The 25,550-nt window shown below is 31.6% G+C and carries 25 protein-coding genes and 2 tRNA genes; 16 read left to right on the forward strand and 11 right to left on the reverse strand.

Features of this window, described 5'->3' with window-relative positions:
• The first annotated feature begins 3 nt into the window (after nucleotides 1–3).
• Nucleotides 4–651 (forward strand): 7-carboxy-7-deazaguanine synthase QueE, encoded by a 648-nt coding sequence (locus tag NZD85_RS09545; protein WP_225539622.1) that lies wholly within the window; start codon nucleotides 4–6, stop codon nucleotides 649–651.
• Nucleotides 652–746: 95 nt separating this feature from the next.
• On the forward strand, nucleotides 747–1,271 hold the full coding sequence (locus tag NZD85_RS09550; protein WP_171623899.1) for a plastocyanin/azurin family copper-binding protein: 525 nt from the start codon (nucleotides 747–749) through the stop codon (nucleotides 1,269–1,271).
• A gap of 141 nt (nucleotides 1,272–1,412) precedes the next feature.
• On the opposite strand, the gene pgi is transcribed toward NZD85_RS09550, so the two are convergent.
• Complete coding sequence (gene pgi / locus NZD85_RS09555) at nucleotides 1,413–3,065, reverse strand: glucose-6-phosphate isomerase (protein WP_260544560.1); 1,653 nt, start codon at nucleotides 3,063–3,065, stop codon at nucleotides 1,413–1,415.
• Between the two features lie 181 nt (nucleotides 3,066–3,246).
• On the opposite strand from pgi, the gene NZD85_RS09560 reads away from it, so the two are divergent.
• From NZD85_RS09560 to NZD85_RS09580, 5 genes are all read left to right on the forward strand, one after another.
• Nucleotides 3,247–4,002 carry a lysophospholipid acyltransferase family protein gene (locus NZD85_RS09560; RefSeq protein ID WP_260541593.1) on the forward strand — a complete coding sequence of 252 codons (756 nt, stop codon included), beginning with the start codon at nucleotides 3,247–3,249 and terminating at the stop codon, nucleotides 4,000–4,002.
• On the forward strand, nucleotides 3,990–5,840 hold the full coding sequence (locus NZD85_RS09565; protein WP_260541594.1) for a M1 family metallopeptidase: 1,851 nt from the start codon (nucleotides 3,990–3,992) through the stop codon (nucleotides 5,838–5,840). The genes NZD85_RS09560 and NZD85_RS09565 overlap by 13 nt, the downstream gene beginning before the upstream one ends.
• Before the next feature lie 3 nt (nucleotides 5,841–5,843).
• Nucleotides 5,844–6,317 (forward strand): ribonuclease HI, encoded by a 474-nt coding sequence (gene rnhA, locus NZD85_RS09570; RefSeq protein ID WP_171623901.1) that lies wholly within the window; start codon nucleotides 5,844–5,846, stop codon nucleotides 6,315–6,317.
• Nucleotides 6,318–6,430: 113 nt separating this feature from the next.
• The gene (locus NZD85_RS09575) at nucleotides 6,431–7,261 is read left to right on the forward strand and encodes a hypothetical protein (RefSeq protein ID WP_260541595.1); all 831 of its coding nucleotides are present in this window, start codon (nucleotides 6,431–6,433) and stop codon (nucleotides 7,259–7,261) included.
• Nucleotides 7,262–7,613: 352 nt separating this feature from the next.
• Complete coding sequence (locus NZD85_RS09580) at nucleotides 7,614–8,171, forward strand: 5-formyltetrahydrofolate cyclo-ligase (protein WP_260541596.1); 558 nt, start codon at nucleotides 7,614–7,616, stop codon at nucleotides 8,169–8,171.
• Here the strand turns inward: NZD85_RS09580 and NZD85_RS09585 are convergent.
• Both NZD85_RS09585 and NZD85_RS09590 read right to left on the reverse strand, forming a co-directional pair.
• Entirely contained in the window at nucleotides 8,111–8,740 is a 630-nt protein-coding gene (locus NZD85_RS09585) for a hypothetical protein (RefSeq protein ID WP_260541598.1), read from the reverse strand. The genes NZD85_RS09580 and NZD85_RS09585 overlap by 61 nt on opposite strands.
• Nucleotides 8,724–9,800 (reverse strand): flagellar basal body-associated FliL family protein, encoded by a 1,077-nt coding sequence (locus NZD85_RS09590; RefSeq protein ID WP_260541600.1) that lies wholly within the window; start codon nucleotides 9,798–9,800, stop codon nucleotides 8,724–8,726. The genes NZD85_RS09585 and NZD85_RS09590 overlap by 17 nt, the downstream gene beginning before the upstream one ends.
• Nucleotides 9,801–10,109: 309 nt before the next feature.
• Here NZD85_RS09590 and NZD85_RS09595 point away from each other — a divergent pair, with 309 nt between their 5' ends.
• Together NZD85_RS09595 and NZD85_RS09600 are read left to right on the forward strand one after the other, a co-directional pair.
• On the forward strand, nucleotides 10,110–10,346 hold the full coding sequence (locus NZD85_RS09595) for a hypothetical protein (protein ID WP_171623906.1): 237 nt from the start codon (nucleotides 10,110–10,112) through the stop codon (nucleotides 10,344–10,346).
• A gap of 28 nt (nucleotides 10,347–10,374) precedes the next feature.
• Nucleotides 10,375–10,587, forward strand: coding sequence for a hypothetical protein (locus NZD85_RS09600; protein WP_260541602.1), 213 nt, complete (start codon nucleotides 10,375–10,377; stop codon nucleotides 10,585–10,587).
• Between the two features lie 63 nt (nucleotides 10,588–10,650).
• On the opposite strand, the gene NZD85_RS09605 is transcribed toward NZD85_RS09600, so the two are convergent.
• The 3 genes from NZD85_RS09605 to NZD85_RS09615 form a co-directional block, all read right to left on the reverse strand.
• The gene (locus NZD85_RS09605) at nucleotides 10,651–11,700 is read right to left on the reverse strand and encodes an NAD(P)-dependent alcohol dehydrogenase (protein WP_260541604.1); all 1,050 of its coding nucleotides are present in this window, start codon (nucleotides 11,698–11,700) and stop codon (nucleotides 10,651–10,653) included.
• Between the two features lie 10 nt (nucleotides 11,701–11,710).
• Nucleotides 11,711–12,634, reverse strand: coding sequence for a hypothetical protein (locus tag NZD85_RS09610; RefSeq protein WP_260541605.1), 924 nt, complete (start codon nucleotides 12,632–12,634; stop codon nucleotides 11,711–11,713).
• 76 nt (nucleotides 12,635–12,710) lie between these two features.
• Nucleotides 12,711–14,825 carry a prolyl oligopeptidase family serine peptidase gene (locus tag NZD85_RS09615; RefSeq protein ID WP_188319365.1) on the reverse strand — a complete coding sequence of 705 codons (2,115 nt, stop codon included), beginning with the start codon at nucleotides 14,823–14,825 and terminating at the stop codon, nucleotides 12,711–12,713.
• A 194-nt stretch (nucleotides 14,826–15,019) separates the two neighbouring features.
• Between NZD85_RS09615 and NZD85_RS09620 the strand changes: the two genes are divergently transcribed.
• A complete protein-coding gene (locus NZD85_RS09620; RefSeq protein WP_260541606.1) occupies nucleotides 15,020–16,444 on the forward strand; it encodes an MATE family efflux transporter in 1,425 nt (474 codons plus the stop codon).
• Between the two features lie 36 nt (nucleotides 16,445–16,480).
• Here the strand turns inward: NZD85_RS09620 and NZD85_RS09625 are convergent, their stop codons facing one another.
• Nucleotides 16,481–17,806, reverse strand: a complete 1,326-nt coding sequence (locus NZD85_RS09625) for a hydroxymethylglutaryl-CoA synthase family protein (protein ID WP_260541607.1) — start codon at nucleotides 17,804–17,806, stop codon at nucleotides 16,481–16,483.
• A gap of 175 nt (nucleotides 17,807–17,981) precedes the next feature.
• Here NZD85_RS09625 and NZD85_RS09630 point away from each other — a divergent pair, with 175 nt between their 5' ends.
• Nucleotides 17,982–18,620 (forward strand): HdeD family acid-resistance protein, encoded by a 639-nt coding sequence (locus NZD85_RS09630; protein WP_260541608.1) that lies wholly within the window; start codon nucleotides 17,982–17,984, stop codon nucleotides 18,618–18,620.
• A 90-nt stretch (nucleotides 18,621–18,710) separates the two neighbouring features.
• On the opposite strand, the gene cls is transcribed toward NZD85_RS09630, so the two are convergent.
• Nucleotides 18,711–20,207 carry a cardiolipin synthase gene (cls, locus tag NZD85_RS09635; protein ID WP_260541609.1) on the reverse strand — a complete coding sequence of 499 codons (1,497 nt, stop codon included), beginning with the start codon at nucleotides 20,205–20,207 and terminating at the stop codon, nucleotides 18,711–18,713.
• Between the two features lie 134 nt (nucleotides 20,208–20,341).
• Between cls and NZD85_RS09640 the strand changes: the two genes are divergently transcribed.
• The 4 genes from NZD85_RS09640 (at nucleotide 20,342) to der (ending at nucleotide 22,752) form a co-directional block, all read left to right on the forward strand.
• A tRNA-Phe gene (locus NZD85_RS09640) sits at nucleotides 20,342–20,414 on the forward strand.
• Between the two features lie 112 nt (nucleotides 20,415–20,526).
• Nucleotides 20,527–20,877 (forward strand): phosphomannose isomerase type II C-terminal cupin domain, encoded by a 351-nt coding sequence (locus tag NZD85_RS09645; protein ID WP_171623779.1) that lies wholly within the window; start codon nucleotides 20,527–20,529, stop codon nucleotides 20,875–20,877.
• A 34-nt stretch (nucleotides 20,878–20,911) separates the two neighbouring features.
• Nucleotides 20,912–21,340, forward strand: coding sequence for an adenylyltransferase/cytidyltransferase family protein (locus tag NZD85_RS09650; RefSeq protein ID WP_171623780.1), 429 nt, complete (start codon nucleotides 20,912–20,914; stop codon nucleotides 21,338–21,340).
• 104 nt (nucleotides 21,341–21,444) lie between these two features.
• Nucleotides 21,445–22,752, forward strand: a complete 1,308-nt coding sequence (gene der, locus NZD85_RS09655; protein ID WP_171623781.1) for a ribosome biogenesis GTPase Der — start codon at nucleotides 21,445–21,447, stop codon at nucleotides 22,750–22,752.
• A gap of 108 nt (nucleotides 22,753–22,860) precedes the next feature.
• Here der and NZD85_RS09660 read toward each other — a convergent pair.
• Nucleotides 22,861–22,934: transfer RNA gene (locus NZD85_RS09660), tRNA-Arg, on the reverse strand.
• A 188-nt stretch (nucleotides 22,935–23,122) separates the two neighbouring features.
• On the opposite strand from NZD85_RS09660, the gene NZD85_RS09665 reads away from it, so the two are divergent.
• Nucleotides 23,123–24,190 (forward strand): ABC transporter substrate-binding protein, encoded by a 1,068-nt coding sequence (locus tag NZD85_RS09665; RefSeq protein ID WP_260541611.1) that lies wholly within the window; start codon nucleotides 23,123–23,125, stop codon nucleotides 24,188–24,190.
• Nucleotides 24,191–24,251: 61 nt separating this feature from the next.
• Here the strand turns inward: NZD85_RS09665 and NZD85_RS09670 are convergent, their stop codons facing one another.
• On the reverse strand, nucleotides 24,252–25,133 hold the full coding sequence (locus NZD85_RS09670; RefSeq protein ID WP_260541612.1) for an IS3 family transposase: 882 nt from the start codon (nucleotides 25,131–25,133) through the stop codon (nucleotides 24,252–24,254).
• A complete protein-coding gene (locus tag NZD85_RS09675) occupies nucleotides 25,112–25,540 on the reverse strand; it encodes a helix-turn-helix domain-containing protein (RefSeq protein ID WP_260541613.1) in 429 nt (142 codons plus the stop codon). Before NZD85_RS09675 ends, NZD85_RS09670 begins: the two co-directional genes overlap by 22 nt.
• Nucleotides 25,541–25,550 lie beyond the last annotated feature (10 nt).

Below are 25,550 nucleotides of genomic sequence, written 5' to 3' on the forward strand. Positions count from 1 at the left end.
ATTATGATACATATTGCATCAACAACTGCAGAAGAACAACTATTGATAGAAGAAGGTAAATTATTGCCTGTTATGGAGCATTTCTACACAATTCAAGGGGAAGGAATGTATACTGGAGTGGCATCCTATTTTATTCGATTAGGAGGTTGTGATGTAGGTTGTCATTGGTGCGATGTTAAAGATAGTTGGGATGCTGAAAAGCATCCCTTAACTAATGTTGATGAATTGGTAGACTTGGCAACTTCACAAGCCAAAACTATCATCATTACAGGAGGAGAACCTTTGATGTGGGATTTGACTTATTTGACAAAAAAACTACATGAAAAAGGTGCCCGTATTCATATCGAAACTTCGGGTGCTTATCCGTTAAGTGGAGAAATTGATTGGGTTTGTCTTTCTCCCAAAAAATTAATGCTGCCATTGGATGAGGTTTGCGAAGCTGCAAATGAATTAAAATGTATTGTTTTTAATAATCATGATTTTAAATTTGCGGAAGAACAAGCAACACGAGTTGGAAAGGATTGTACACTCTTTTTACAAACCGAATGGAGCAAACGCGACAAAAACCTTCCTTTAATTATTGATTATGTAAAAGAGAATCCAAAATGGAGATATTCTTTACAGACACACAAGTATTTAGATATTCCTTAACAATTTTCTGCTTTAAATCAGATTATTTATTAATCAATAAACTTTTTTAAGTAACTGAATTTCACTATTTTTATATCAAACAAAAATATTGAATCATGAAAAAAATAGTTTTAATGAGTTTCGCAGCAGTCTTTATGATGAGCTGCGGTGGTTCTAAAAATGAAGAATCTGCTCAACCAGAAATAGACTACAGCACTGCTCCGCAAGAGGATTCAGAAACTACAGTAGCTTCAACACCAGCAACAAATAATCATATTGTTTTAAAGGCGAGTGATGACATGCGCTTTGATAAAACAGAGTTTACAGTAAAGGCAGGAGAAGAGGTTACGTTAATTTTGATGAATACAGGTGAAATGTCTAAAGAAGCGATGGGACATAATTTTATTTTATTAAAACCAGGTTCTGATGCTTCTGCATTTGCAAATAAAGCAGCTTCTGCCAAAGCAACAGATTATATTCCAACTGATTTACAATCAGAAATCATTGCACACACAAAATTATTAGGAGGCAGAGAAAATGATCAAATCAAATTTACGGTAGACGAAGGCACGTATGATTTCTTATGTTCTTTCCCTGGACACTTTGCTACAATGAACGGAAAAATTAAAGCCGTTAAATAATAATTGATTATGTCAAATTTACTTTTGGCACAAATATTGAAATAAGCATGGGTGTATAAGATTTAGTAGAGTAAATTTTGTCCTCATGTGTTAATTTTAAGCCTGTTTTTCAACAGGCTTTTTTTATTAAAATAGCTGAATTTATTTTCTCCAGAATTTGTATGTATTTATCAAACCGTTTGTAGAAGCATCATGTGAAGTTATTTGCTCATCATTTTCTAACTCTGGTAAAATAACATTTGCCAATTGTTTTCCTAATTCAACTCCCCATTGATCGAAAGAGAAAATATTCCAAATTACACCTTGAACAAAAATTTTGTGTTCGTACATCGCAATTAAATTTCCTAAAACTTTTGGTGTTAAAACTTCGTACAAAATAGAATTTGTTGGACGATTTCCTTCAAATATTTTAAATGCTTTTAAGAAATCAATTTCTTCTTTCGATTTACCCGCTTTTTCTAATTCAGCAACAACCGTTTCTTCATCTTTTCCAAAAGCTAAAGCTTCTGTTTGTGCAAAAAAGTTTGATAATAATTTTGCATGATGATCCCCTAATTTATTCAAGGAATTAGCTCCTGCAATAAAATCTGCTGGAATTAATTTTGTTCCTTGATGAATTAGTTGATAAAAAGCATGTTGACCATTTGTTCCTGGTTCACCCCAAATAATAGGTCCTGTTTCGTAATCCACTTTCTTCCCATCTCGACCAACATATTTCCCATTCGATTCCATATCTCCTTGTTGAAAATAAGCTGCGAAACGTGATAAATATTGCTCGTAGGGCAACAAAGCAACAGAATTAGCTCCAAAGAAATTGTTGTACCAAATTCCCAAAAGCGCTAAAACAACGGGAATATTTTGATCTAAAGTTTCTGTTTTGAAATGGATATCCATTTCATGTGCACCCTCTAATAATTCTTCGAAATTGTCAAAACCAACTGCCAAAGCAATGCTCAAACCAATTGCGCTCCACAACGAATAACGACCACCAACCCAATCCCAAAACTGGAACATATTTGCTGTGTCGATTCCAAAATTTGCAACACCTTCTGCATTTGTTGATAATGCCACAAAATGTTTCGCAACATCTTCTTCTTGCGCATCCGAATTCAAAAACCATTCTTTCGCCGAAAAAGCATTCGTCATGGTTTCTTGAGTTGTAAATGTTTTTGAAGCAACAATAAATAAAGTCGTTTCTGGATTAATTTTTTTGAACGTTTCAACCAAATGTGTTCCATCAATATTCGAAACAAAATGAAGATTTAAACGAGTTTTATAGTGTTTCAAGGCTTCTGTTGCCATCACAGGACCAAGGTCAGAACCTCCAATTCCAATGTTAACAACATCTGTGATTTCTTTTCCTGAAAATCCTTTCCATTCACCAGAAATCACTTTTTCAGAAAAAGATTTCATTTGTTCTAACACTTCATTAATTTGAGGCATCACATCTTTTCCATCTACCAAAACTTCTTCGTTAGAGCGATTACGTAAAGCCGTATGCAAAACTGCACGCTTTTCTGTCACATTGATTACGTCACCATCAAACATTTGTTGAATAGCCTGATCAAGATTCATTTCTTTTGCTAAATCTACTAAAAGTTGAATGGTTTCTGCATTAATTCTATTCTTCGAATAATCCACTAATAATGATGGATATTGAATCGAAAATTCTTCGAAACGTTTCGGATTTTGAGCAAATAATTCCTTAATGGAAGTGTGCTGAATATTTTGAAAATGTTTTTCTAATGCATTCCAAGCATTCGTAGTTGTTGGATTGATTGTATTTAAAGCCATAATATTTTTAGTATTCTTTCCCAAAACAAATTTAATCATTTCAAATTGGTTGCAAAATGAAGTTTTGGATGATATCGTTTTAGCAATTTTATTTAAGACTTTTTTTCAACAAAACGAGGAAAATGATTTATTTTTCAATCAACTAATTTTCTCCATATCTTTACCCAACTAAACCAACTCAATGAAATACATTACAGGTTTTTTTGTTCTTATTTGGCGCATTTGGATGATTTTGTTAGCCACAGTTTATATTTTAACAATAGGGGTATTTATCGTTTTACCATTAGCAAGTTTTGACAGAACCTTTCCTTATATTTATCCACTGATTAGGTATTGGGGGAAATTTGTTTTGTATGGAACAGGATTTAGAATCGATTATAAAAAACGTGTTCCACTTGATCCGGACGAAAATTATATTTTCATAGCTAATCATACTTCGGTAATGGATATTATGCTGATGTTAACCATACTAAAACATCATCCAATCGTATTTGTTGGTAAGGCAGAATTACTTAAAATCCCTATCTTTGGGCGAATATTCGAACGAATTTGTATTCCAGTTAATCGAAAAAGTGTGCGAAGTAAAGCAAACGTTTATCCGGAAGCAAAAAAGAAATTAGATAAAAATTTGAGTATTTTTATTTTCCCAGAAGGAGGAGTAACAAACGATAAGGAATTTAAGATTTATTTGGATCCTTTCAAAGATGGTGCATTTAATATTGCCATTGAAACTAAAACTCCGTTGGCTGTTTTTTCTATACATAAATTGAATAAGATGTTTCCATTTAATTGGTTTAGAGGCTATCCAGGAAAAATAAAAGTTCGATTATTGGCTACTTTCGATACAGAAAATTTAGACGTTAAAAATGACAAAGCAGCTTTAAAAGCAGCGGCTTTCAACACAATATTAAAAGATTTAGAAGAATGCAAAAATTAGTTTATATCGCACTTGGTACAACCTTAATTGCGACAGCTTGTAGCAAACAAATTACATCAACAAAAGGTATTGAAGCTAAAGACAATCAGACTTTTGCAGATTTAGATCAAGCGCGAATTAAGCATTTGAGTTTAGATATCGAAACTGATTTTAATACCCATCAAATAAAAGGTTCGGCTGCATATACGTTTGTAAATAATAAAGCTAAACAATTGATTTTGGATACTGAAAAGTTGACAATTGATTCTGTTTTATTAGCAAATGGACAAAAAACAACGTATAAATTAGGCGAAAAAGATTCGATCAAAGGTCAAGCATTACTTATTGATGTCACACCAAATGATACGATTGTACAAGTTTTTTATAAAACATCACCTGATGCAAATGCATTACAATGGTTAAGTCCGCAACAAACACACGATAAAAAACATCCTTTTTTATTGTCGCAAGGTCAAGCCATTTTAACACGTTCTTGGATTCCTATTCAAGATACGCCAAGTGTTCGTCTTACGTATGATGCAAAAGTAAAAACGCCAAAAGATTTGTTGCCTTTAATGAGTGCAATTAATCCAAAAGAAAAAAATGCGGAAGGAGTTTATACCTTCAAAATGCCACAAGCAATTGCACCTTATTTGATTGCTTTAGCTGTTGGAGATGTGCAATATCAACCAATTGATAACAGAACAGGTGTTTATGCAGAACCAGGATTATTGAAAGCGGCTGCTTGGGAATTTGCTGAAATGGGAAATATGGTTACGGCTGCCGAAAAATTGTACGGAAAATATCCGTGGGAACAGTTTGACGTATTGGTTTTACCACCATCGTTTCCTTTTGGAGGAATGGAAAATCCACGTTTAACGTTTGCAACGCCAACTGCAATTGTAGGAGATCGCTCGATGACGAATTTAATTGCACACGAATTGGCACATTCTTGGTCAGGAAATTTGGTAACAAATTCTACTTGGGATGATTTCTGGGTAAATGAAGGATTTACGGTTTATTTTGAACGTCGAATTATGGAAGAATTAGAAGGAAAGGATTACGCAGATATGATTTCGGTAATCGGGTTTCAAGATTTAGAAACTTCTATGAAAAATATCCCAGAAAAATATACTTCTTTAAAAGTGAACATGACTGGTGCAAATCCTGATGATGCTTTTTCTGATGTTCCATACGACAAAGGTTATTTGTTCTTAAAAATGTTAGAAGACAAATATGGTCGAGAAAAATTTGATAAATTCTTGAATCAATACTTTTCTTCGCATGCTTTTCAAACAATGACTACAGAAAAATTCGTGGATTATTTGAAAGCTAATTTAACGAATGGAGATGATTCATTTGTTCAAGAATGGATTTATAATACTGGTTGGCCAAAAGATTTGAAAAAACCTACTTCAAAATTATTTGATTTAGCAGAAGCACAATTACAACAAGATATCACTAACGGAAGAAATAAATTAGCACCTAAAAAAGTTGAGATTTCTACAAAATCAACAAACGAATGGGTACATTTTATTCGTCAAATCGATACAGCTAAAAACACAAAAGAAGATTTAGCTTATTTGGATGAGATATATAATTTTACAGCTTCTAAAAATCCTGAAATTCAAACCGCTTGGTATGAAAAAGCATTTTTGTTGCATTACGATAAAGTGAATGCCAATGCGAAAGATTTCTTGGTAAATGTCGGAAGACGTAAATTCTTAGAACCTTTGTATTTAGCTCTTAAAGAATCTAATCAAACAGATTTTGCGAAAAATATTTACAAAGATGCACGTCCTAATTACCATTTCGTTGCGCGTCAAACGATTGATACAATGTTAAACTACAAACCATAAACTATGGCAATTGTAGCGTATACAGATGGTTCTTCGTTGGGAAATCCAGGCCCAGGAGGATTTGGTTGTATTTTATTAGAAACTGAGAAAAAAGTTAAAAAAGAAATTTCTCAAGGTTTTCGATTAACGACAAATAATCGAATGGAATTATTAGCTGTGATTACGGCTTTAGAAACTTTAAAATTTACCAATACGGAGATTACGATTATAACCGATTCTAAATATGTCGTTGATGCAGTAGAAAAACGTTGGGTTTTTGGTTGGGTACAAAAGAATTTTAAAGGAAAAAAGAATTCAGATTTGTGGCGACGTTTTTTGGATGTGTACAAAATTCATCGTGTCAAATTTCAATGGATAAAAGGTCATGCTGGACATCATTGGAACGAGGAAGCAGATAAATTGGCTGTTGCTGCGGCAAATGATTCAGCCAATTTTAAGGTAGATTCTTTCTTTGAAATTCATCAAAACGAAGAATAATTTTCTACTTTTGTAAGACAGAGAGAAAGATGAAAATGAAGATGTTGTGGAGATTTTTTCTGCTACTTTTAATAACAGTTTATAGTTGTTCACCTCAAAAAGAAAATGGTGAAATGATCCACTTTAGTGGACGAATTGCCAATGCACAAACGGATAGTATTTACCTCTTATTGAATAATCGCGAAAAAGCATTTGCATTAGATTATGATGGAAATTTTTCGGATACACTTCAATTGGTAGATGAAGGCTATAAAACACTTTCAATTGATCGAGAAGAGTTTACAATTTACTTAGTTCCGGGAGATAGTCTGATTTTAGATGCAGATTTGAATCAAATTGAGAATCACTTTAAATTCTCAGGAAAAGGAAAAAATCGAAACAATTATTTAATTGAAAAAAGTTTTAAAACGGATAAGTTTTTGACTGATAATATAGAATTGTTTCAATTAACCCCTCCAGATTTTAAAAATCAAATCAAAAATTTTCATCAAAAAGTGTTTGAAGATTTAGAAAAATTGAAGGTGAACTCGTCATTTATTAGAACTGAGAAAACAAATCTGAATTACGATTTCATCAATTTATTGTATATGTACAAGGATTCTTATACGTACTACAATCCAGTATCGGAGCAATTACCCGTTAATTTTTTGTCCGAATTAGAGAAGATTCATTTGGATAATGACGAAGATTATAAAACTTATCAGAGTTATCGCAACATTGTTTTGACGAGTTTACAAGAAAAATTGTATCAAGGATTTTCTGCAGATAGTTTGTTAGAGAACATAAAAAGTCCATCCATCAAAAAAGGATTCATTAATTCATTAATCTACGAACTTGACCCAAATGATCCGAATAGCGAAGCAATTTATCAGGCAATAAAAAAACATTGTAACTATCAACCTTGGTTAGATGAAGCTTCAAAACGTATGAAAAAAATTAGTTAAAAAGTTTTAATAATTTCTTTCAAAAAAAATAAATACGTTTATTTTATTGATATACATTATGTTACAATTGATTTACGGTTTCCCTCATTTTATAAAGCAACCTTTTCTACATATTTGCATCTTTTATATAATAAATCTAACAAATAATGTCAAAGCCTAAGAGGATTCATAAGACTTACAAAAAGTCTGTGTTTAGCAAAATGAAAATAAAACCTATTAATTTATTGCTTTTTATAGCAATTGTATGTTTTATTATTGTTTTAGTATTTTTTAAATAGTTGAAACTTTTTAAAACTCTCTACTTTTTTAACCAATCAATTATTTCTTAACTTCGTCTGAAATACGCCTAAAAATGACAAAAGCTGAAGCAAGAAAATACTATCGATCGTTGAGAAAATCTTTCTCAAAAGAAGAAGTAAATAAGTTGAGCGAACAAATTTTTGAGTATATCAAAACCTTCGATTTTTCTGGATCTAAGTCGTTTCATCTTTTTTTACCCATCGAAAAAAACAACGAAATCAATACTTATCCAATTATTGATTGGTTATTTCAGCAGGATAAAGATGTAATTTTACCTTTGGTTGTTGGTGATGATATGTTGAATTGTAAGGTTGAAAAAGATGTTGAAACTAAATTAAACTCACTTCAAATTCCAGAACCAGTTCAATATACAGAAGTCGATGCTTTTACGATTGATGTCGTTTTTATTCCAATGTTTGTTGCAGATAAAAATGGGAATCGAGTTGGATATGGAGGAGGATATTACGATAAGTTCTTAGCAAGATGTAGACCTGATTCCAAAAAAATAGGTCTAACTTATTTTAGACCTATTGAAATTATTGAAGACGCTTATTCTGGCGATTTTCCACTTGATTTTTGTATTACTCCCGAAGGAATTGAATCTTTCTGAATCGAGTCTTTTTTATCATTTAAAGTTCTAAAATAGAATTTAAATTCTCGTTTAAATTGGATAGGCTTCTGTTTTATCACAAAAATTCCTGTACGATTATTGGTTTCGATTAATTTTTTGTTCGAGTTAAAATAATTCACTGAATAAGCAATTCTTTTCACAGAATCTGGCGTAACAGAGTCTTGAGGTAGAATTGCAAACTTAGAAACAGAAGTTATCGTTACTTTTTTATCGGCTAAATCTCTTAGTAATGCATAAATTTCTGTTGTATCTTTTTGCGGGAAATAAGACAATAATTGATCTCTTAACAAACTGTCAACAACGGTGTCGCTTGTATTAGAAGCCAGTGCCGAAAGTTCGTAAAACTCACGTAATTTCTGTTTTGCAATAAAATTTACAGCTTCAACAGAATCCATTTTACTACTCACAGTAGAAGCTTCGTTTTTGTAACCTTTTATCGCTTCTGGGTTGTAATCACCTTTATATTTATCGTCTTTACACGAAAATATAATCCAAACACTCATTAGCAAAATAATGCTAAAATGAACTACTTTACTTATCGTTCTCATCTTGCTGGATTTTAAATTTTAATTTAACAATTTTACCTTTTTTACTTTCTGATTCGATTAAAGAAAAGTTCTTTAACGAAGTCGTAGGCATTGTAACCAAATTGATATACTGTTGTTTCGAAAGAATTTCTACACCGAAAAAATCATTATCATATACTTGATAAATCAACGCATCATCAGAAATCATCTGGTTTAATTTAGAAATTCGCTGTTTTAAATCTTTTGCTGAATTCGAATAATAATACAGCATAATTTTATAATCATCAGGTTCTAATAATAACTTTTCGGGTTGATTATATTGATGTAAATTAACCTTAAACGTATCTTGTTTATAATAAGGTGAAGTCACAAACATTTTGATCGTATCTTTTTGAGATTCGAATTTAATACAACCTGTTTTTGTTGATAGATACAAGGGCGTAAATCCTTCTCTTATAATTGTCACTTCGACAGAGTTATTAATGGTTGTTTGCCTATCCGAATCAACAAAACAAAATTCATATTCGCGTTGTCCAAAAAATGAATAATAAACAGCCACACCAATACCACATAACAAAAGAATTACAGAAGCTATAATTGAAATCAGTTTTAGTTTTGGTTTCTTCTCAATAGCTTGTATTGGACTTAATTCTTTTTCAGTTTGTTGTTTAACCTGTTGTTGTGTATCTTTTTCTACTTCGTCCGAAGGAGTATTTTCTTGGGATAAATTTTCGATTTCTTCTGTATCAATCAGTATTTCCTCTGTTTTATGAGTTCCAAAATGTTCGTTCTTTTGAATTTGAACAAAATGCGCCCAATTCTTGAATCCACAATATTGCGCCAAAAGATTGAGCATATCAATACGTGGAAGCTTCTTGAAATCTGACTTAAAATAAGTATAAAACCACTTTTCACTTACAGTTGATCGGGTTTTATTGAATAAGTCATCTTGGAAAGTCGTAATTTCTTGACCTTTCCAATCAGAGATATTTTCGGATTGAGCAGAATTATCTTCTAAAAATCGAGTTGCAATCGTTTTTTTTAGAATTTCGAAAATTTCTATATCTGTAAATTTGCTCAAAAATTAAAATTTAAAAGATTGGTTTTTAGTAACTTGTAAAATAAAATATATTTTACAAATCTTGTTTTAATACAAGTACAAATAAAATAATTTTTTTGATATGATTCGTCGAATTTCTTTATTAATGACTTGTTAAATGATTTTTTCTATTGTAAAACATTTGTTGAATTTTTATTTGATCGATTACAATTGTCTTACAAGCATCTTGCATGAAAAAAACGTTGATTTGAGATTAACTTTGGTTCAACAAAATGATACAACATATCATTTCAATCTAAAATCAATTAAAACATTTAAAAAATTAAAGTTATGAAAAAATTAGCATTAAACGTAATTGTATTAGGAGTATTCGGGACTGCGGTGGGTTTATCTTCTTGTCATTTGTTTGGATCGAAAGAAATAAAAACAGAAACTGATGTGAAAAATGATACCATTACAACATTAGAAGATTCAATTAAAGTTGATACAATTGGAAAAGATTCAGTTGTGATTAATGATTCTATAAAAGTTGAAACAACTACAACTACAACAACTGAGAAAAAATAATTTGCAGAATAAATTAAATAAAAATCAAATGAAAAAATTAGCGTTATTTGCGTTTGCAGCATTCACTTTTACTGCAATTTCTTGTAAAAAAGAAGCTTCTCAGCCAGAAGTTACTACACCAGAAAATGTAGATTCATCAATAATCGAAGTATCGTCTGCCGATTCTGTAGAAGGAGTTACTGTAGATTCTTCAAAAACTGTGAATAAAACAGAAGTTTCTAAAGATTCTGTCTTGAAGTGAAACTCGTAGACTTAATAAAAAAAATCCGCTACATTGAGCGGATTTTTTTTATAACGTTAGATTCTAAGATTCTTTTAATGATTTAATGTCAATCACAAAGCGATATTTGACATCAGACTTCATCATACGTTCGTAAGCGGTATTAATATTTTGAATATCGATCATTTCTACATCCGAAACAATGTTATGTTCACCGCAAAAATCTAACATTTCTTGTGTTTCTTTGATTCCGCCAATTAATGAACCCGTTAAATTACGACGTTTCATAATTAATAATCCACCATGAACTGCATCCAAAGGTTCTATCGCACCTACCATACACATTGTTTTGTCAAGCTTAAGTAAAGCTAAATATGGATTGACATCATGTTTCACCGGTATTGTATTCAATAAGAAATCAAAGGTATTTCGCTGTGCTTTCATTTGGTCAGCATCTTTTGAAATAAGAACTTCATCTGCGCCTAATTTTTTTGCATCTTCCCCTTTTGATTCAGAAGTGGTAATCATCACTACATGAGCACCCATTGCTTTAGCAAATTTAACCCCCATGTGACCTAAACCTCCAAGTCCAACTACACCAACTTTATCGCCAGCTTTTACATTCCAATGACGCAAAGGCGACCAAGTTGTAATACCAGCACACAATAAGGGTGCAGCAGCTTTTACATCAATATTTTCTGGGACATGAAGAACAAAGTTTTCTTCTACCACAATGTTTTCTGAATAACCTCCGTAGGTAATTCCACCATGTTTAGAATTTTTAGAATTGTACGTACCTGTTGATCCATTTTCACAATATTGTTCTAAACCTTCGTCACAAGGATGACAATGTTGACAAGATTCAACCATACAACCAACTCCAACTAAATCTCCAACTTTGAATTTGGTTACTTCAGAACCGATTTCTTTGACACGACCAATAATTTCGTGACCAGGAACAACGGGATAATTTGGTTTTCCCCAATCCCCTTTTACTGTATGAATATCGCTGTGACAAACACCACAATAATCAATATCTATAAAAACATCTTTTGGAGATAATGTGCGACGTTCTATTGTGTGTGGTCCTAATGCATCTGTTTCGTTAAATGCTGCGTATGCTTTTGTGTTCATTTTGTACTTATTAAAGGTTATTTAATATTTCTCTTTGTTTATCTATAGAATAATGTGATTTACAATCTAAATTAAGCATTGAATTATTATATCGAGTTGAATAATTACTCAAATCAGAACAATTCGATAGTATTTCAAATTCTTTATTTTTAGTATTGAATATAATTCCTTTATAATCGTTAGGATTAAGAGTGATAATTCCTTCCTTTACAAGATTTATATAATTTTCGGAATATTCTTCTTTAGAATCAGTTGTATTAATCATGGTCGAAGCAATTGCTCCTGCCATTCCAAACATCATTAAATAACCATTATTCTGTTGAGATCTTGGCAATTCCATATATAAATGATGATCTGAACCTGCTTTTACTCTTACATAAGCAAAATTAGGAATTTCTTTTGCCAACAAAATCTTTTTCTCCTTAGCTATCTTTTTAATTTCTTTTACGTTAAAATAAATATCCCCATTTTTAACAATTGCGAAATAATCTCGTTGTTGATATTCAGGAAATTTCCCGTTTTTATCATAAAAGTTTACTAAATCTGCTGACTGTTCAAACAAATCAGCATAAAGATTTGGTTTCATCTCAAATAATCTATCTTCTGTCTTTTTCGAAATAAAATCATCCTTTGTTAAATATAAACCATCGGGATAAGAGAATTCTTTTTGGTTAAAAACGCCTTTAATTTGCGGAATATTCTTTGAGTAATCTTCATTATCAAAGATTAATTTAAAATCTTTTAGTCGAACAATTGCGAACGTATTTTTAGATAAATCTGTTTTAAATTGAATTCCTTTTCCATCATTAATATAGCTTACGTCCCTAATCTCAAAAGTATTATTCGTTTGATTTGAAATTATTTTCGCTTTAGAAATATATTGTCCAAAAGAAAAGGTTGAACATAAGATAAGTAGAGTAAATAATTTTTTCATTCGATTATATTTTGGATAAAATTAAAAAATCCACCTGAATAATCAGATGGATTTTTGAGTTATTAAATTGATTTTATTACTTCAATTTTTTGATTCCCATGTTCCACAATGTGAATGCATATTTATCAGCTGTTTCGTTAATTACAACTTCTGTCGAACGACCTGCTCCGTGACCAGCTTTAGTTTCGATTCTGATTAATACAGGATTATCACAAGCTTGTTTCTTTTGTAATTCTGCTGCAAATTTATATGAATGTGCAGGAACTACACGGTCATCGTGATCTCCAGTCGTAACCAAAGTTGCGGGATAACATGTTCCTTCTTTAACATTGTGAACAGGTGAATATGCTTTCAGATAATCAAACATCTCTTTGCTATCATCAGCAGTTCCGTAATCATATCCCCAACCTGCTCCAGCAGTAAATGTGTGGTAACGCAACATATCTAAAACTCCAACAGCAGGCAAAGCAACTTTAGCAATTTTAGGATTTATGGTTTCTGTAGCTCCAACCAATAAACCTCCGTTAGATCCCCCTGATAATGCAGTGTAATCTGGCGACGTATAATTGTTTGTTTGTAAATATTCGGCAGCAGCGATAAAATCGTTAAAAACATTCAATTTATTGAACTGACGTCCACCATCGTGCCATTTTTTACCATATTCTCCACCTCCGCGTAAATTTGGAACAGCATAAATACCGCCATTTTCAATCCAAGCAGCAGTTGCAGGACTAAAACCAGGTGTTAAACTAATATTGAAGCCACCATATCCATAAACGATTGTTGGGTTTTTACCATTTTTCTTTAATCCTTTCTTGTATGTAATAATCATCGGAACTTTTGTGCCATCTTTTGACGCATAGAATACTTGTTCCGAAATATAATCATCCGAATTAAATTTTACATTTGGTTTGATGTAAACATCAGAAGAACCTGTTTCTACATTAAATTTATAACTTGTTGATGGTGTGATATAATTTGAGAAACCGAAATAAATTTCTTTCTCTGTTTTTTTTCCTCCAAATCCTGATGCAGTACCAACTCCAGGTAATGTAATTTGACGAACTTTAGTTCCATCATATTTATATTGTTCAACAACAGAAATAGCATCTTTTAAGTATTTCGCAAATAAATACCCTCCTCCTGTAGAAACGGATAATACATTTTCTGTTTCAGGAATAACCGTTTGCCAAGCAGGCTCACTCAAATCTGAGATTGTAGCTTTTACAACCTTGTTGTTAGGTGCTTTATTATTTGTAAATAAATAGAACGTTTCTCCATCATTGTCGATTACAGAAGTATTTGTCTCAAAATTATTTACAATGTTTACAATTGGAGAATTGGTTGTTGATAAATCTTGATAGTACAACTCATTTCCTGTTGTCGAGTTTGCAGCTGTAATGATTAAGTAGCGTTCATCATCAGTCAAATAAGCACCAACGTAACGACGAGGCATTTCTGCTCCTCCAAAAATTAATTGATCTTTTTTCTGAGCTGTTCCTAATTTGTGGTAATATAATTTATGCTGATCTGTTTTTTCTGATAATTCAGATCCTTTTGGTTTATCATAAGAAGAATAATAGAAACCTTCGTTTCCTTTCCAAGCTGTACCAGAGAATTTAACATCAATCAAAGTTTCTCCAACTTGTGTTTTATCTTTCGCATTTAAAACAATCACTTTTCTCCAATCCGATCCACCTTCTGAAATAGAATAGGCAACTAAGCTTCCGTCTTTCGAAAAACTTACATCTGCTAAAGAAACAGAACCATCTTTTGAGAATTTATTTGGATCTAAGAAAACTTCTTCTGCTCCATTTTCTCCTAATTTACGGTACAAAACAGAATGCTGTTGCAAACCATCATTTTTATAATAGTAGGTATAATCACCTTCTTTGAAAGGCGTAGATATTTTTTCGTAATTCCAGATATCTGTCAACGATTTTTTCAATTGCGTGCGTAAAGGAATCTCATTCAAATAAGCATAAGTCGCTTTATTTTGTTCAATCACCCATTTTTTTGTGTCATCAGACAAATCATCTTCTAACCAACGATATGGATCTTGTACTTCTTCTCCAAAATACGTGTCAACATGATTAATTTTTTTCGTGTCTGGGTATTTTTTTTTGTAACTCTGTGCATTCACTCCTACCATAAGGGCAACATTAAATAAAATAAAAGCAGTTTTTTTCATTTCTCTATATAATAGCTGTTTTGGTAAAGATAATAAAACCAAAAAGATAAATTGGTATTGAAAAAAATGATTTAAATTTGTGCAAAATCCTCACCTATTTTTAAATGGATACTTAACTTTTCGCGGCAACTTTACGTTAAATTCATTTTGATTTAATTTTTTATCAATTATTTTTCATTCATAAAACCTAAAAAATGACTTTAGAAAAGTCTTTAACAGCTAAAATTAGGTCCGTTTTCTTGTTGATTAAGCAATCTTTTTCAAGCGAAAATTTAGATTTAACTGCAATTCCAATTCGTAGATCTGTATTCTTATTGGCTATTCCGATGATGTTCGAAATGGTGATGGAATCTGTTTTTGCCTTGGTTGATTTATATTTTGTAGGTCATTTAAAAGAAAGCGCTTTTGCGATACAAACAGTAGGACTAACCGAATCATTATTAACAATAGTTTATTCGATTTCGATTGGAATAAGCATGGCTGCAACCGCTATTATTGCACGGAGAATTGGCGAGAAAAATCCTATAAAAGCATCTGAAAGTGCTTCGCAAGCAATTTTATTATCCATATTGATTACCATTTTATTAAGTGTTTTCGGATTTATTTATTCTAAAGATTTATTGATTTGGATGGGCTCTTCTGAAGAAGCAGCCGAATATGGTAAAAACTTTACCAAGATTATGATGGTGAGTTGTTTAAGTATTGTCCTTCTATTCTTAATAAATGGAATTTTTCGTGGTGCAGGAAATGCCGCAATTGCCATGAAAAGTTTATGGTTAGCAAACGGGATCAATATTATTTTGTGTCCAATTCTTGTTCGTGGTTGGTTCTTTTTTCCAGAAATGGGATTAGAAGGAGCAGCATTATCAACAGCAATCGGTAGAAGTTGTGGGGTTGTCTATCAACTGTATTATTTAAAGAAAAAAGACTCATTAATTCAAATCAAATGGTCTTATTTTGTGCCAAAATCTAATTTAATTATCAATATTTTACGAATTGCTATTCCTGCAATTGTTCAATATGTTATAGCAAGTTGTAGTTGGATAATTTTAGCACGGATTGTTGCACAAACAGGAGGAGAAATAGCTTCGTCAGGTTATCAAACTGCATTGCGATTAATGATGTTTTTTATGTTGCCTGCTTGGGGATTAAGTAATGCAGCAGCAACGTTGGTAGGACAAAATTTAGGAAATAGAGATCCCGAAAAAGCAGAAAAATCGGTTTTAATGACCATGAAATTTAATATTATTTATATGCTAATAATAAGCATAGTTTTTTATGGTTTGAGCAATTATTTAGTTTCAATATTTACAACAGAAGAGTCTATTAAACTTGTTGCAAAGGAAGGAATGTATATTTTGGCAAGTGGTTTTCTTTTGTATGGAATTGGAATGGTGATGATGAATGCGTTTAACGGTGCTGGTGATACGATGACGCCAACCATTATTAATTTTGTTGGATTTTGGTTGTTTCAAATTCCATTAGCGTATATATTGTCTTACCATTTCGATTTGAGAGAAGAAGGTGTTTTTATAGCAATTCCTGTTGCTGAAACATTTATTGCAATTTTAGCATTTATACTTTTTAAACGAGGGAAATGGAAATTGAAAATAGTATAAAAAAAAATCGCTCATTTGAGCGATTTTTTTATGTTTTTATCCTTTAAATGTATAATATCTTGCACCTTTCAAATCGGGAATTTCAGTTTCAATGCGGTCTAAAGCAAACCCTTTTGAAGCATTAATTGAAGTTTTCTGATTTTTATTATGCAAATCCTCGTATTGTTCAAATGAAATAGCTTCTCTTTGATTCAAATAATTAAACAAATCAACTTTATTCATTACATCTTTCCAACCTTCCCCAATTTTTCCTTGGAAAACTTTAGATTTTGAACCAGAACCGTAAGAAATAAAACCTACTGTTTTTCCTGTTAAATCTTCATTGTTATCAGTACTAACTTGTAAAGCCGATAAAAATGCAGTGAAAATTGAAGCAGTATACATATTTCCGATCTCAGAAGAAGCACGTTGAGTTGGCTCTACTTTTTCTTTGATTAACGCTTTATATTCATCCGATTTTGAAATTATTTTTAAATTATCATTCGAATTATCTTGACCATTTTCTAAAGCAAAAACATCCGAAAACATTCTTTTTCCTTGAAATGCATAAGGTAAATGAAAGGCAATATATCGCCAGTTTTCATACAATTTTCCTTCAACATTTGTTTGATCTTTAAAATTAAAATAGGCTTCTCTTACTCTGTTTTTATAACATTCGTTAGAATATTGACCGTCAAAAACAGGTTCATCAGAGAAAATCTCAATTTCAGATTTTGTTGTTTCTAATGCATTTAAAATATTTCTATTCGAAGTCGCTTGATGAGGTTTAAAGAAATCGAAAACAGATTCCATTCCAATTCCCCAATTATTATCAAATGCGATCAAATCAGGTTGATTCGAAATCAACATTGCAACAGCACCAGCGCCTTGTGTATATTCTCCTGTCGATTCTAATCCATACTTTGCATAATCTGCCGCGATAACAATTGCTTTTTTAGCTGGATTTACTCGAACATAGTCAATAGAATTGTGTAAAGCATCAACGCCTCCAACACAAGCAAACGTCATATCTACAACATCTGTGTGTTTGAAAGGTCGTTCTCCAAATTGATTTTCTAAAACAGATTCTACTAACTGAACGGCATAAGTAGCCGTTGGTTTAGCACCATCCAATGCACTTTCTGTTCCTAAATAAATTCGTCCAATTTCGTTCGGATTGATGTTAAAATCAATAATTAATTTCAATAAAGTATTCGCAGCAATAGTTGCAGTATCTTCGTGAGCATCTAAAACAGCCATTTTCTTTAAACCTAATCCAATTTCAAGTTTATCAGGATCAATATTGCGTTTAATTGCCAAATCTTTAATTGGTAAATATATATGCGGAACGTAGATAGAAGCCGCTTCTATTCCATACTTCATTTTCGTTGATTTTTAAGCGAACTTCAAAGTTAAGGCTATTTTGTTTTTATTTATATATGAAATAAATCTTCATTTTTAAACAATCTTGGATGATTATAAATTATGCAAAAAACAATGCTCCTTTTTGGAGAATTTCTTAAAATTATAGTTTTATAATTTAAAATCTATATTTAAAATGGCTCGTACTTTTTACAAATCAATCAAGAATTCTATCAAATATTGGTGGATTTTATTAATCATAGGATTATTATTTGTTGGATTAGGAATTTACACTTTTGTCTCTCCTTTAGCTTCTTATGTTGCACTTTCAGTGTTTTTTGCTGTATCATTTTTATTCTCTGGAATTTCTGAAATTGTTTTTTCACTTTCAAATAAAGATGAAATAGATAGTTGGGGTTGGACATTAGCTTTTGGAATTATCACTGCTATTGTAGGATTTATGTTAGTGATTAATCCTATTCTAAGTTTAGAAGTTTTTGCATTTTATGTTGGATTCTTAGTGCTATTCCGTTCAATTTCGGGAATTAGTTATGCTTTTGAACTTAAAAACTATGGTGTTAAAGATTGGGGATTCTCTTTATTTTTCGCAATTATTGGATTAATTATTTCGATTATATTAATTTCAAATCCACAATTAGCAGGATTAACAGCTGTTATGTGGCTTGGTTTAGCTATCATTTCATCAGGTATATTTGCAATTTTTATTTCATTTCAATTGAAAAGAGTTAAAAATTTACCAAATACAATTTCAGATGATTTGAGAAGACGATATGAAGATATCAGAAAGGAAATCGAAGATTTCAGAAATCATTAAAATCGAAACTTACGAAAATAAATCCTAAAGCAATTTTTCCTATTGATAGCAAAGCATTTTTTTTCTTATTAAAGTAAATATAATAAACGATTACAATATCGGTGCTAATAACCTACAAACCGAAGCAAATGCACGATTATACCATGGTTTGTTTTCCCATTTTTCGATGTTTAATAATTCTGAATTATTTCGATCTATTTCAAAATTCGTATTCATTTCATTCAATAAAATATCGTTCTCAATAACTGAAGTAATTTCAAAGTTGATCATAAAACTTCTAAAATCTAAATTTACAGTTCCAATAAAAGCCAATTTATCATCAACAGTAATTGTTTTTGAGTGAATAAATCCTTTTTCATAGAGATAAACTTTTACACCTCTCTTCATTAGAGGTTTTAGGAACGACAATGAAGCTTGTTGTACGATGATAGAATCGCCTTTTTTAGGAATAATCAATTCGACTTCTACACCAGCAGAAACCGCAATCATCAAGGCTGTTTTAAATTCATCGCTTGGAATAAAATAAGGCGTGCACAATTGTACTTTTTTTTGTGCTAAGGTAATCGCCAAAATCATGGCTTCCATTGCCGAATGTACGTCACTACCTGGCGAAGAAAGACCATAACTTACAGTCGCCATATCGTCAAAATTCGTGTTTTTTGAATCGAAAAAATAATTGGGGTCAGAAATATTAAATTTATTTCCTTCTGTCATCATCCAATTTAAGTAAAAATGCAATTGCAAATTATTAATCGCTTCACCTTCTATCATAACGGATGTGTCACGCCAATAAACTTCGTTATTCGGACTTTTTTCTCCATTCTGATTGATGTATTTATCACTAATATTAATGCCACCAATAAATGCTTTTTGACCATCTACAATCAAAATTTTTCTATGATTACGATAGTTTGAATTGGCTAAAGACGAAAAACGAACAGGAAGAAACGTTTGATATTCAATTCCAGTTCCTTCAAATCTTTTTTGATGTTTATTTAATTTTGGAGAACCAAAATCATCTGTGGTTAGACGTATTTCAACACCTTCTTTTGCTTTTTTTTCTAAAATGGAGATAATTTCATTACCAATTTTATCTTCATCAAAAATATAATATTCGAGATGAATATGATGCTTTGCAGATTTTAGTGCTTCAATAAATAAAGGAAATTTTTCTTCTCCGTTTATCAATAATTTCACTTTATTTTTGGTTGATGGAGGAGCAACTCGCGCATTATTTAGATAACGATAAACCTGAGAAAGAGAACCTATTTTGTCTTTAACTCGTATCAAATCTTCTTGGATAATTTTATCCATTTCTTGCCATTTTTCTCCAATAATTTTTTGATGACTTTTATCTATACGTTTAAAATATAAATCTTTTTTAAATTTTTGACCAAAGAAAAAGTAAATGATGAATCCAATTACGGGAAGAAAAACAATCACTAATATCCAAGCAATTGTTTTTGTTGGATTTCTGTTTTCAATTAAAATGGTAATAATAACTATGACATATAAAAAAGATAATGGAATCCAATACCAATCTTTGATAAAGCTCCAAACTTGAAAAATAGTTGTTGACCAATCCATTTTATTAGCAGTTAGAAATTTTTTATAAAAATAACTCAATAAAAATCAATTGTTTTGAATAAATTTAAAAAAATAAATAAATTTATTTTGGAAATAAGAAATAAACCTTCTTATATTTGCATTCCAAAATGAGCGGTGCCTTAGCTCAGTTGGTAGAGCAAAGGACTGAAAATCCTTGTGTCCCTGGTTCGATTCCTGGAGGCACCACATTTTAAAACCTCAAGCGTATGTTTGGGGTTTTTTTTTTGACAAAGGAAACAATTTATTAATGGAATATTTTGAATATGTATATCGAAATATTCAGTAAATTGCATAAAAGATGGAAATAGGAAAAAGACCTTGGGGTACTTACTATGTATTAGAAGATACCGAGATATATAAATTAAAACGCATAGAAGTAAATGTTGGTGGACGTTTGTCTTACCAATACCATAATCATCGTGCCGAAGTTTGGACAATTGTTCAAGGAAAAGCTTTGGTGACGCTTGATGATAAAGAATATGAATATAATGCTGGCGAAGTGGTGGTTATTCCATTGAAAGCAAAGCATCGTATTCAAAACATCGGAAATGAGGTCTTGATTTTCATCGAAGTACAACATGGTACATATTTTGGTGAAGAGGACATAATTCGAATTGAAGATGATTATAATCGTTCCAGCGAAGACTAAACAATAACTTAAGAAACTAAACTAAAAACATACTATGAAAATAGGAATTACATTTAGTGCATTTGATTTGCTCCATGCTGGGCATATCAAAATGTTAGAAGATGCAAAACAACATTGTGATTATTTGATTGTAGGTTTACAGACGGATCCGACATTGGATCGTCCTGAAAAAAACAAACCAACACAAACTGTTGTAGAACGCTACATTCAATTAAAAGGATGCAAATTCGTAGATGAAATTGTGCCTTATGCGACAGAACAAGATTTGGAAGATGTTTTACGTTCTTTCAAGATTGATGTTCGTATTTTGGGAGTAGAGTATCAAGATAAAAACTTCACAGGAAGAAAATATTGTGAAGAAAAAGGAATTGAATTGTATTATAACTCAAGAGATCACCGTTTCTCAAGTTCTGGATTAAGAAAAGTAGTGGCGGAAAAAGAGCTTTTAAAAGTTGTAAAGTAAGAAAATTAGTAGGGTTAGAGTTTATCTAACCTTTTTTTTGTACAAAACTTTATCAATCAAAAAATTAATACAAAAAATAAAATGAAAAATTATACCTTTGCAGAATGTCAAATATAGTTGCAATTGTAGGAAGACCAAACGTTGGTAAATCTACATTCTTCAATCGATTGATCCAAAAAAGACAAGCTATCGTGGATGACACTTCTGGTGTTACTCGTGATCGTCATTATGGAAAATCGGATTGGAATGGGAAAGAGTTTACCGTAATCGATACCGGAGGGTATGTCGTTGGTTCGGATGATACCTTTGAAGAAGAGATCCGCAAGCAAGTTGAATTAGCTATTGATGAAGCAAATGTAATTTTGTTCATGGTAGACAATCAAGTTGGATTAACGGATATGGATAAGGAAGTTGGCAACCTTTTAAGACGCACTAAGAAGCCTACATTCTTAGTTGTGAATAAGGTCGATACCAACAAAAATTTAGACGATTCTTATGAGTTTTATAACTTAGGATTCGAAAAAATGTACACAATCGCTGCCATGACTGGTAGTGGAACAGGTGAATTGTTAGATGATGTAGTGGATACTTTTAAAGAAGAAGTACACGTAGATCCATTTGAAGGTTTACCTAAAATTACAATCGTAGGTCGTCCAAATGCTGGAAAATCTACATTAATCAATGCATTATTAGGTGAAGAACGTAATATTGTAACTGATATCGCAGGAACAACACGTGATTCTATCGAAACATTGTACAATAAATTTGGACATGAATTTGTTTTGGTGGATACTGCAGGGATGCGTAAAAAAGGAAAAGTTAGCGAAGATTTAGAATTTTATTCTGTGATGCGTTCGGTTCGTGCAATCGAAGAATGTGATGTTTGTGTATTAGTAATTGATGCAGAACGTGGGATTGAAGCACAAGATTTAAATATTCTTTATTTAGCAGAACGTAATAGAAAAGGTGTCGTTATTTTGATTAACAAATGGGATTTGTTAGAAAAAGAAACCAATACCATGAAAGAATACAAAGAAGCTATTCTAAGACGTATTGCACCATTTACAGATGTTCCTGTATTGTTTATCTCAGCTTTAACAAAGCAACGTGTTTTAAAAGCTGTAGATACATTTGTCGAAGTTTATGAGAACCGTAGTCGCCGTATTAAAACAAGTAAGTTAAACGAAACATTGTTACCGATTATCGAGATTACACCTCCACCTGCAGTAAAAGGAAAATACATCAAAATTAAATATGTGACGCAATTGCCTACAAAAACGCCTCAATTTGCGTTTTTCTGTAACTTGCCACAATATATTAGAGATCCTTACAAACGATTTATCGAAAATCAATTGAGAAGAGAATTTAATTTTGAAGGTGTTCCGATCGAAGTTTACTTCAGAAAGAAATAATAAAAATCCAAAAAGTCCATTTACAATTTGTAAATGGACTTTCTTATTGATAACAATAGAATTTAACATTCATAAAAAAAGCTCAACGTTTGTCGCTGAGCATTTTTGTGACCGAGACAGGATTCAAACCTGTAACCTCTTGAGCCGTAATCAAGTGCGCTATTCAGTTGCGCCACTCGGCCATTTGAAATATTGAAAACTAATTTCCCTTATTTTCGATTGCAAATATACAGCACTTTTATTAGAAAAACCTAATGTTTTAGACAAAAAATTTTAACTATAATTTAATCTACAACGAATCAATTGCTTACAAAAATATTTTTATGATTTTGTCATATTTCTTAACTTGTTCCTTCAATTTTGAAAAGAAATGCTAAAAAAAATAATTCTAAGTTCATTCATACTTCTTGCCATTAGCAGTTGTAAACAACCAAAAGAAGTCGTTCAATATCATCAAAACCAGAAGAAATTTCTGTTTGCAAAAAATATTTCAATAGAAGAAAATGATGAAACAATCACAATCAAATCTTCGGGTAATTTCGTCTCCTTTGATAAAAAAGAGTTACCAATCAAATCTGTAATGGTCGAAACATCGGCTGCAGTTACATTTTTAGATGAATTAGGAAGTATTGATATAATAAAAGGTGTTTGCGATGCCGATTTTATCTTTAATCCGAAAATTGATGAAGGAATATCAAATAAGACGATCTTGAAAGTCGGTAACACCAATGAATTGTTCACAGAAATTATTCTTAAAAATAAACCTCAATTGATTATTGCTAGTTCTAATCCTGTTTTGGCAAAATTTCATCAACAATTGGAACAAAATGGAATAAAAATCTTGTATTTAGATGAATATAAAGAACAAAATCCATTAGGACAGGTTGAATATTTGAAGATTTTTGGGAAGCTTGTAGGAAAAGAAATAGATGCCGAAAAACGTATAGAAACAGTTAAAAATAATTACGATTCGATTAAAAATATCATTCAAACCAAAGCAAATGGAAATATTTCGACAATTGTAAATACGATGTATGGTGATGTTTGGTATTTGCCAACGAGAGATTTGTTGCAAGCAAAATTGATTGATGATGCAAAAGGTAATTATATTTTTGATGATAAAATTGGAGAAAATAGTTTGAGTTTAACCTTTGAAGAAGTCTATACCAAAGGTAAATCGGCAACTTATTGGATTAATGTGACAAATGTTAATTCCTTGGCAGAAATGAAAGCATCTTATCCGAATTATACTTGGTTTGATGCATTTAATAAAGGAAATGTATATGCTTACAATAAACGTATGAACGAAAAAGGTTCAAACGATTATTTTGAACAAGGAATTGTTCGTCCCGATATAATTCTAAATGACTTGGGTAAAATTTTCTATCCAAATTTATTTCCTACCTATGATTTATACTTTTATCAACAATTAAAATAGACGTTATATATTTGTAACGTCCTGAAAAAATGATACAGGATTAGACCAATAAAATTTTATTTTAAACAGTACATATATTCGTATTTGTACTGTTTTTCTTTTTGTACGATTTTGGTATTAAATCTTGTTGCTGGTGCATTTGCATCGGTGTTAAATAATAGTTTGACAAATGCGGTCTTAACTCATTATAAATCTCTACGGTTTGTTTGACCAAAATCTTTCTTGTATTCAAATCTACATTAAATTTATCAATATCATATTCCTGTTTTAAAATTCCATTGATTCTTTCGGCTATGGCATTCTCATAAGGATCTGATTCTTGTGTCATACTACAACGGATTTTATGCTTTTTCAATAGCTTTTGATAATCATCGGAACAATATTGTAAACCTCTGTCCGAGTGATGAATAAGACTCTTCGGGTTTTCTTTTTTCAATGCCATTTTTAAAGCATTTAAACAAGATGCTGTAGCCAAAGAATCCGACACATCAAAGCCTACGATTTTCTTAGAATAAGCATCGGTTATCAAGCTTAAATAGGCTGGGTTTTCTCTGTTTCCCAAGTAGGTGATATCCGACACCCATACATTATTTGGTTTTCTGCATTGATAATCTTTAATTAAATTTTTATGTTTCTTAAAACGATGATACGAATTGGTAGTTTTGTGATAACTTCTTTTGGGAATGATTAACAAATGGTTAGCCCTTAAGAAGTCAAAGAATTTGTCTCTGCCAATTCTTAAATTTTCAAGTTTCTCTTTCAAAAGAAAATACAGTTTCTTTCCACCCATTTTTGGATGAATCATTCGCAGCTCTGCTACCCAATCCACAACCTGCTGTGCATTTTGTTGCCGCTTTGCTCTTCGCTTTAAATGACGATAATAAACCTGTCGGTCAACCCCGAACAATTCACAGGAGAAACTTATGGTTTCTTTTTGTTCCATTCGGAAAGAGTCGATAGTTCGGGTGGTGAGTTTTTTCGTATATCAATTTGATATTCCTCTTCGGCAAGGTTAATCATCATATCGAAAATAATGGCTTTTTTATCAGCCACATAAGCTTGTTTCTCAAGGAAAGCCTTCTGCTTTTGCAAAAGCTTTACTTGGGCTTCAAGCTCCATGATCTTTTGTTCTGGTGACTTTGGCATATTCGAGGGTGTTTGGTTCTCCCAATCAAAGGTACCAAATTTTCTGAGCCAACTCATAACTGTACTTCGGGCTTGGATGCCATACTTACGGCAAGCGCCCACAGTAGATAATTCCCCAGACTCAATTTCTTTTACAACATTCAACTTAAAAGACATACTGTAATCTCGCTGAGTACGTTTGACATAATTACTTCTTTCTTCCATAATAACGATT

It is taken from the genome of Empedobacter stercoris, assembly GCF_025244765.1.
GTDB lineage: Bacteria > Bacteroidota > Bacteroidia > Flavobacteriales > Weeksellaceae > Empedobacter > Empedobacter stercoris.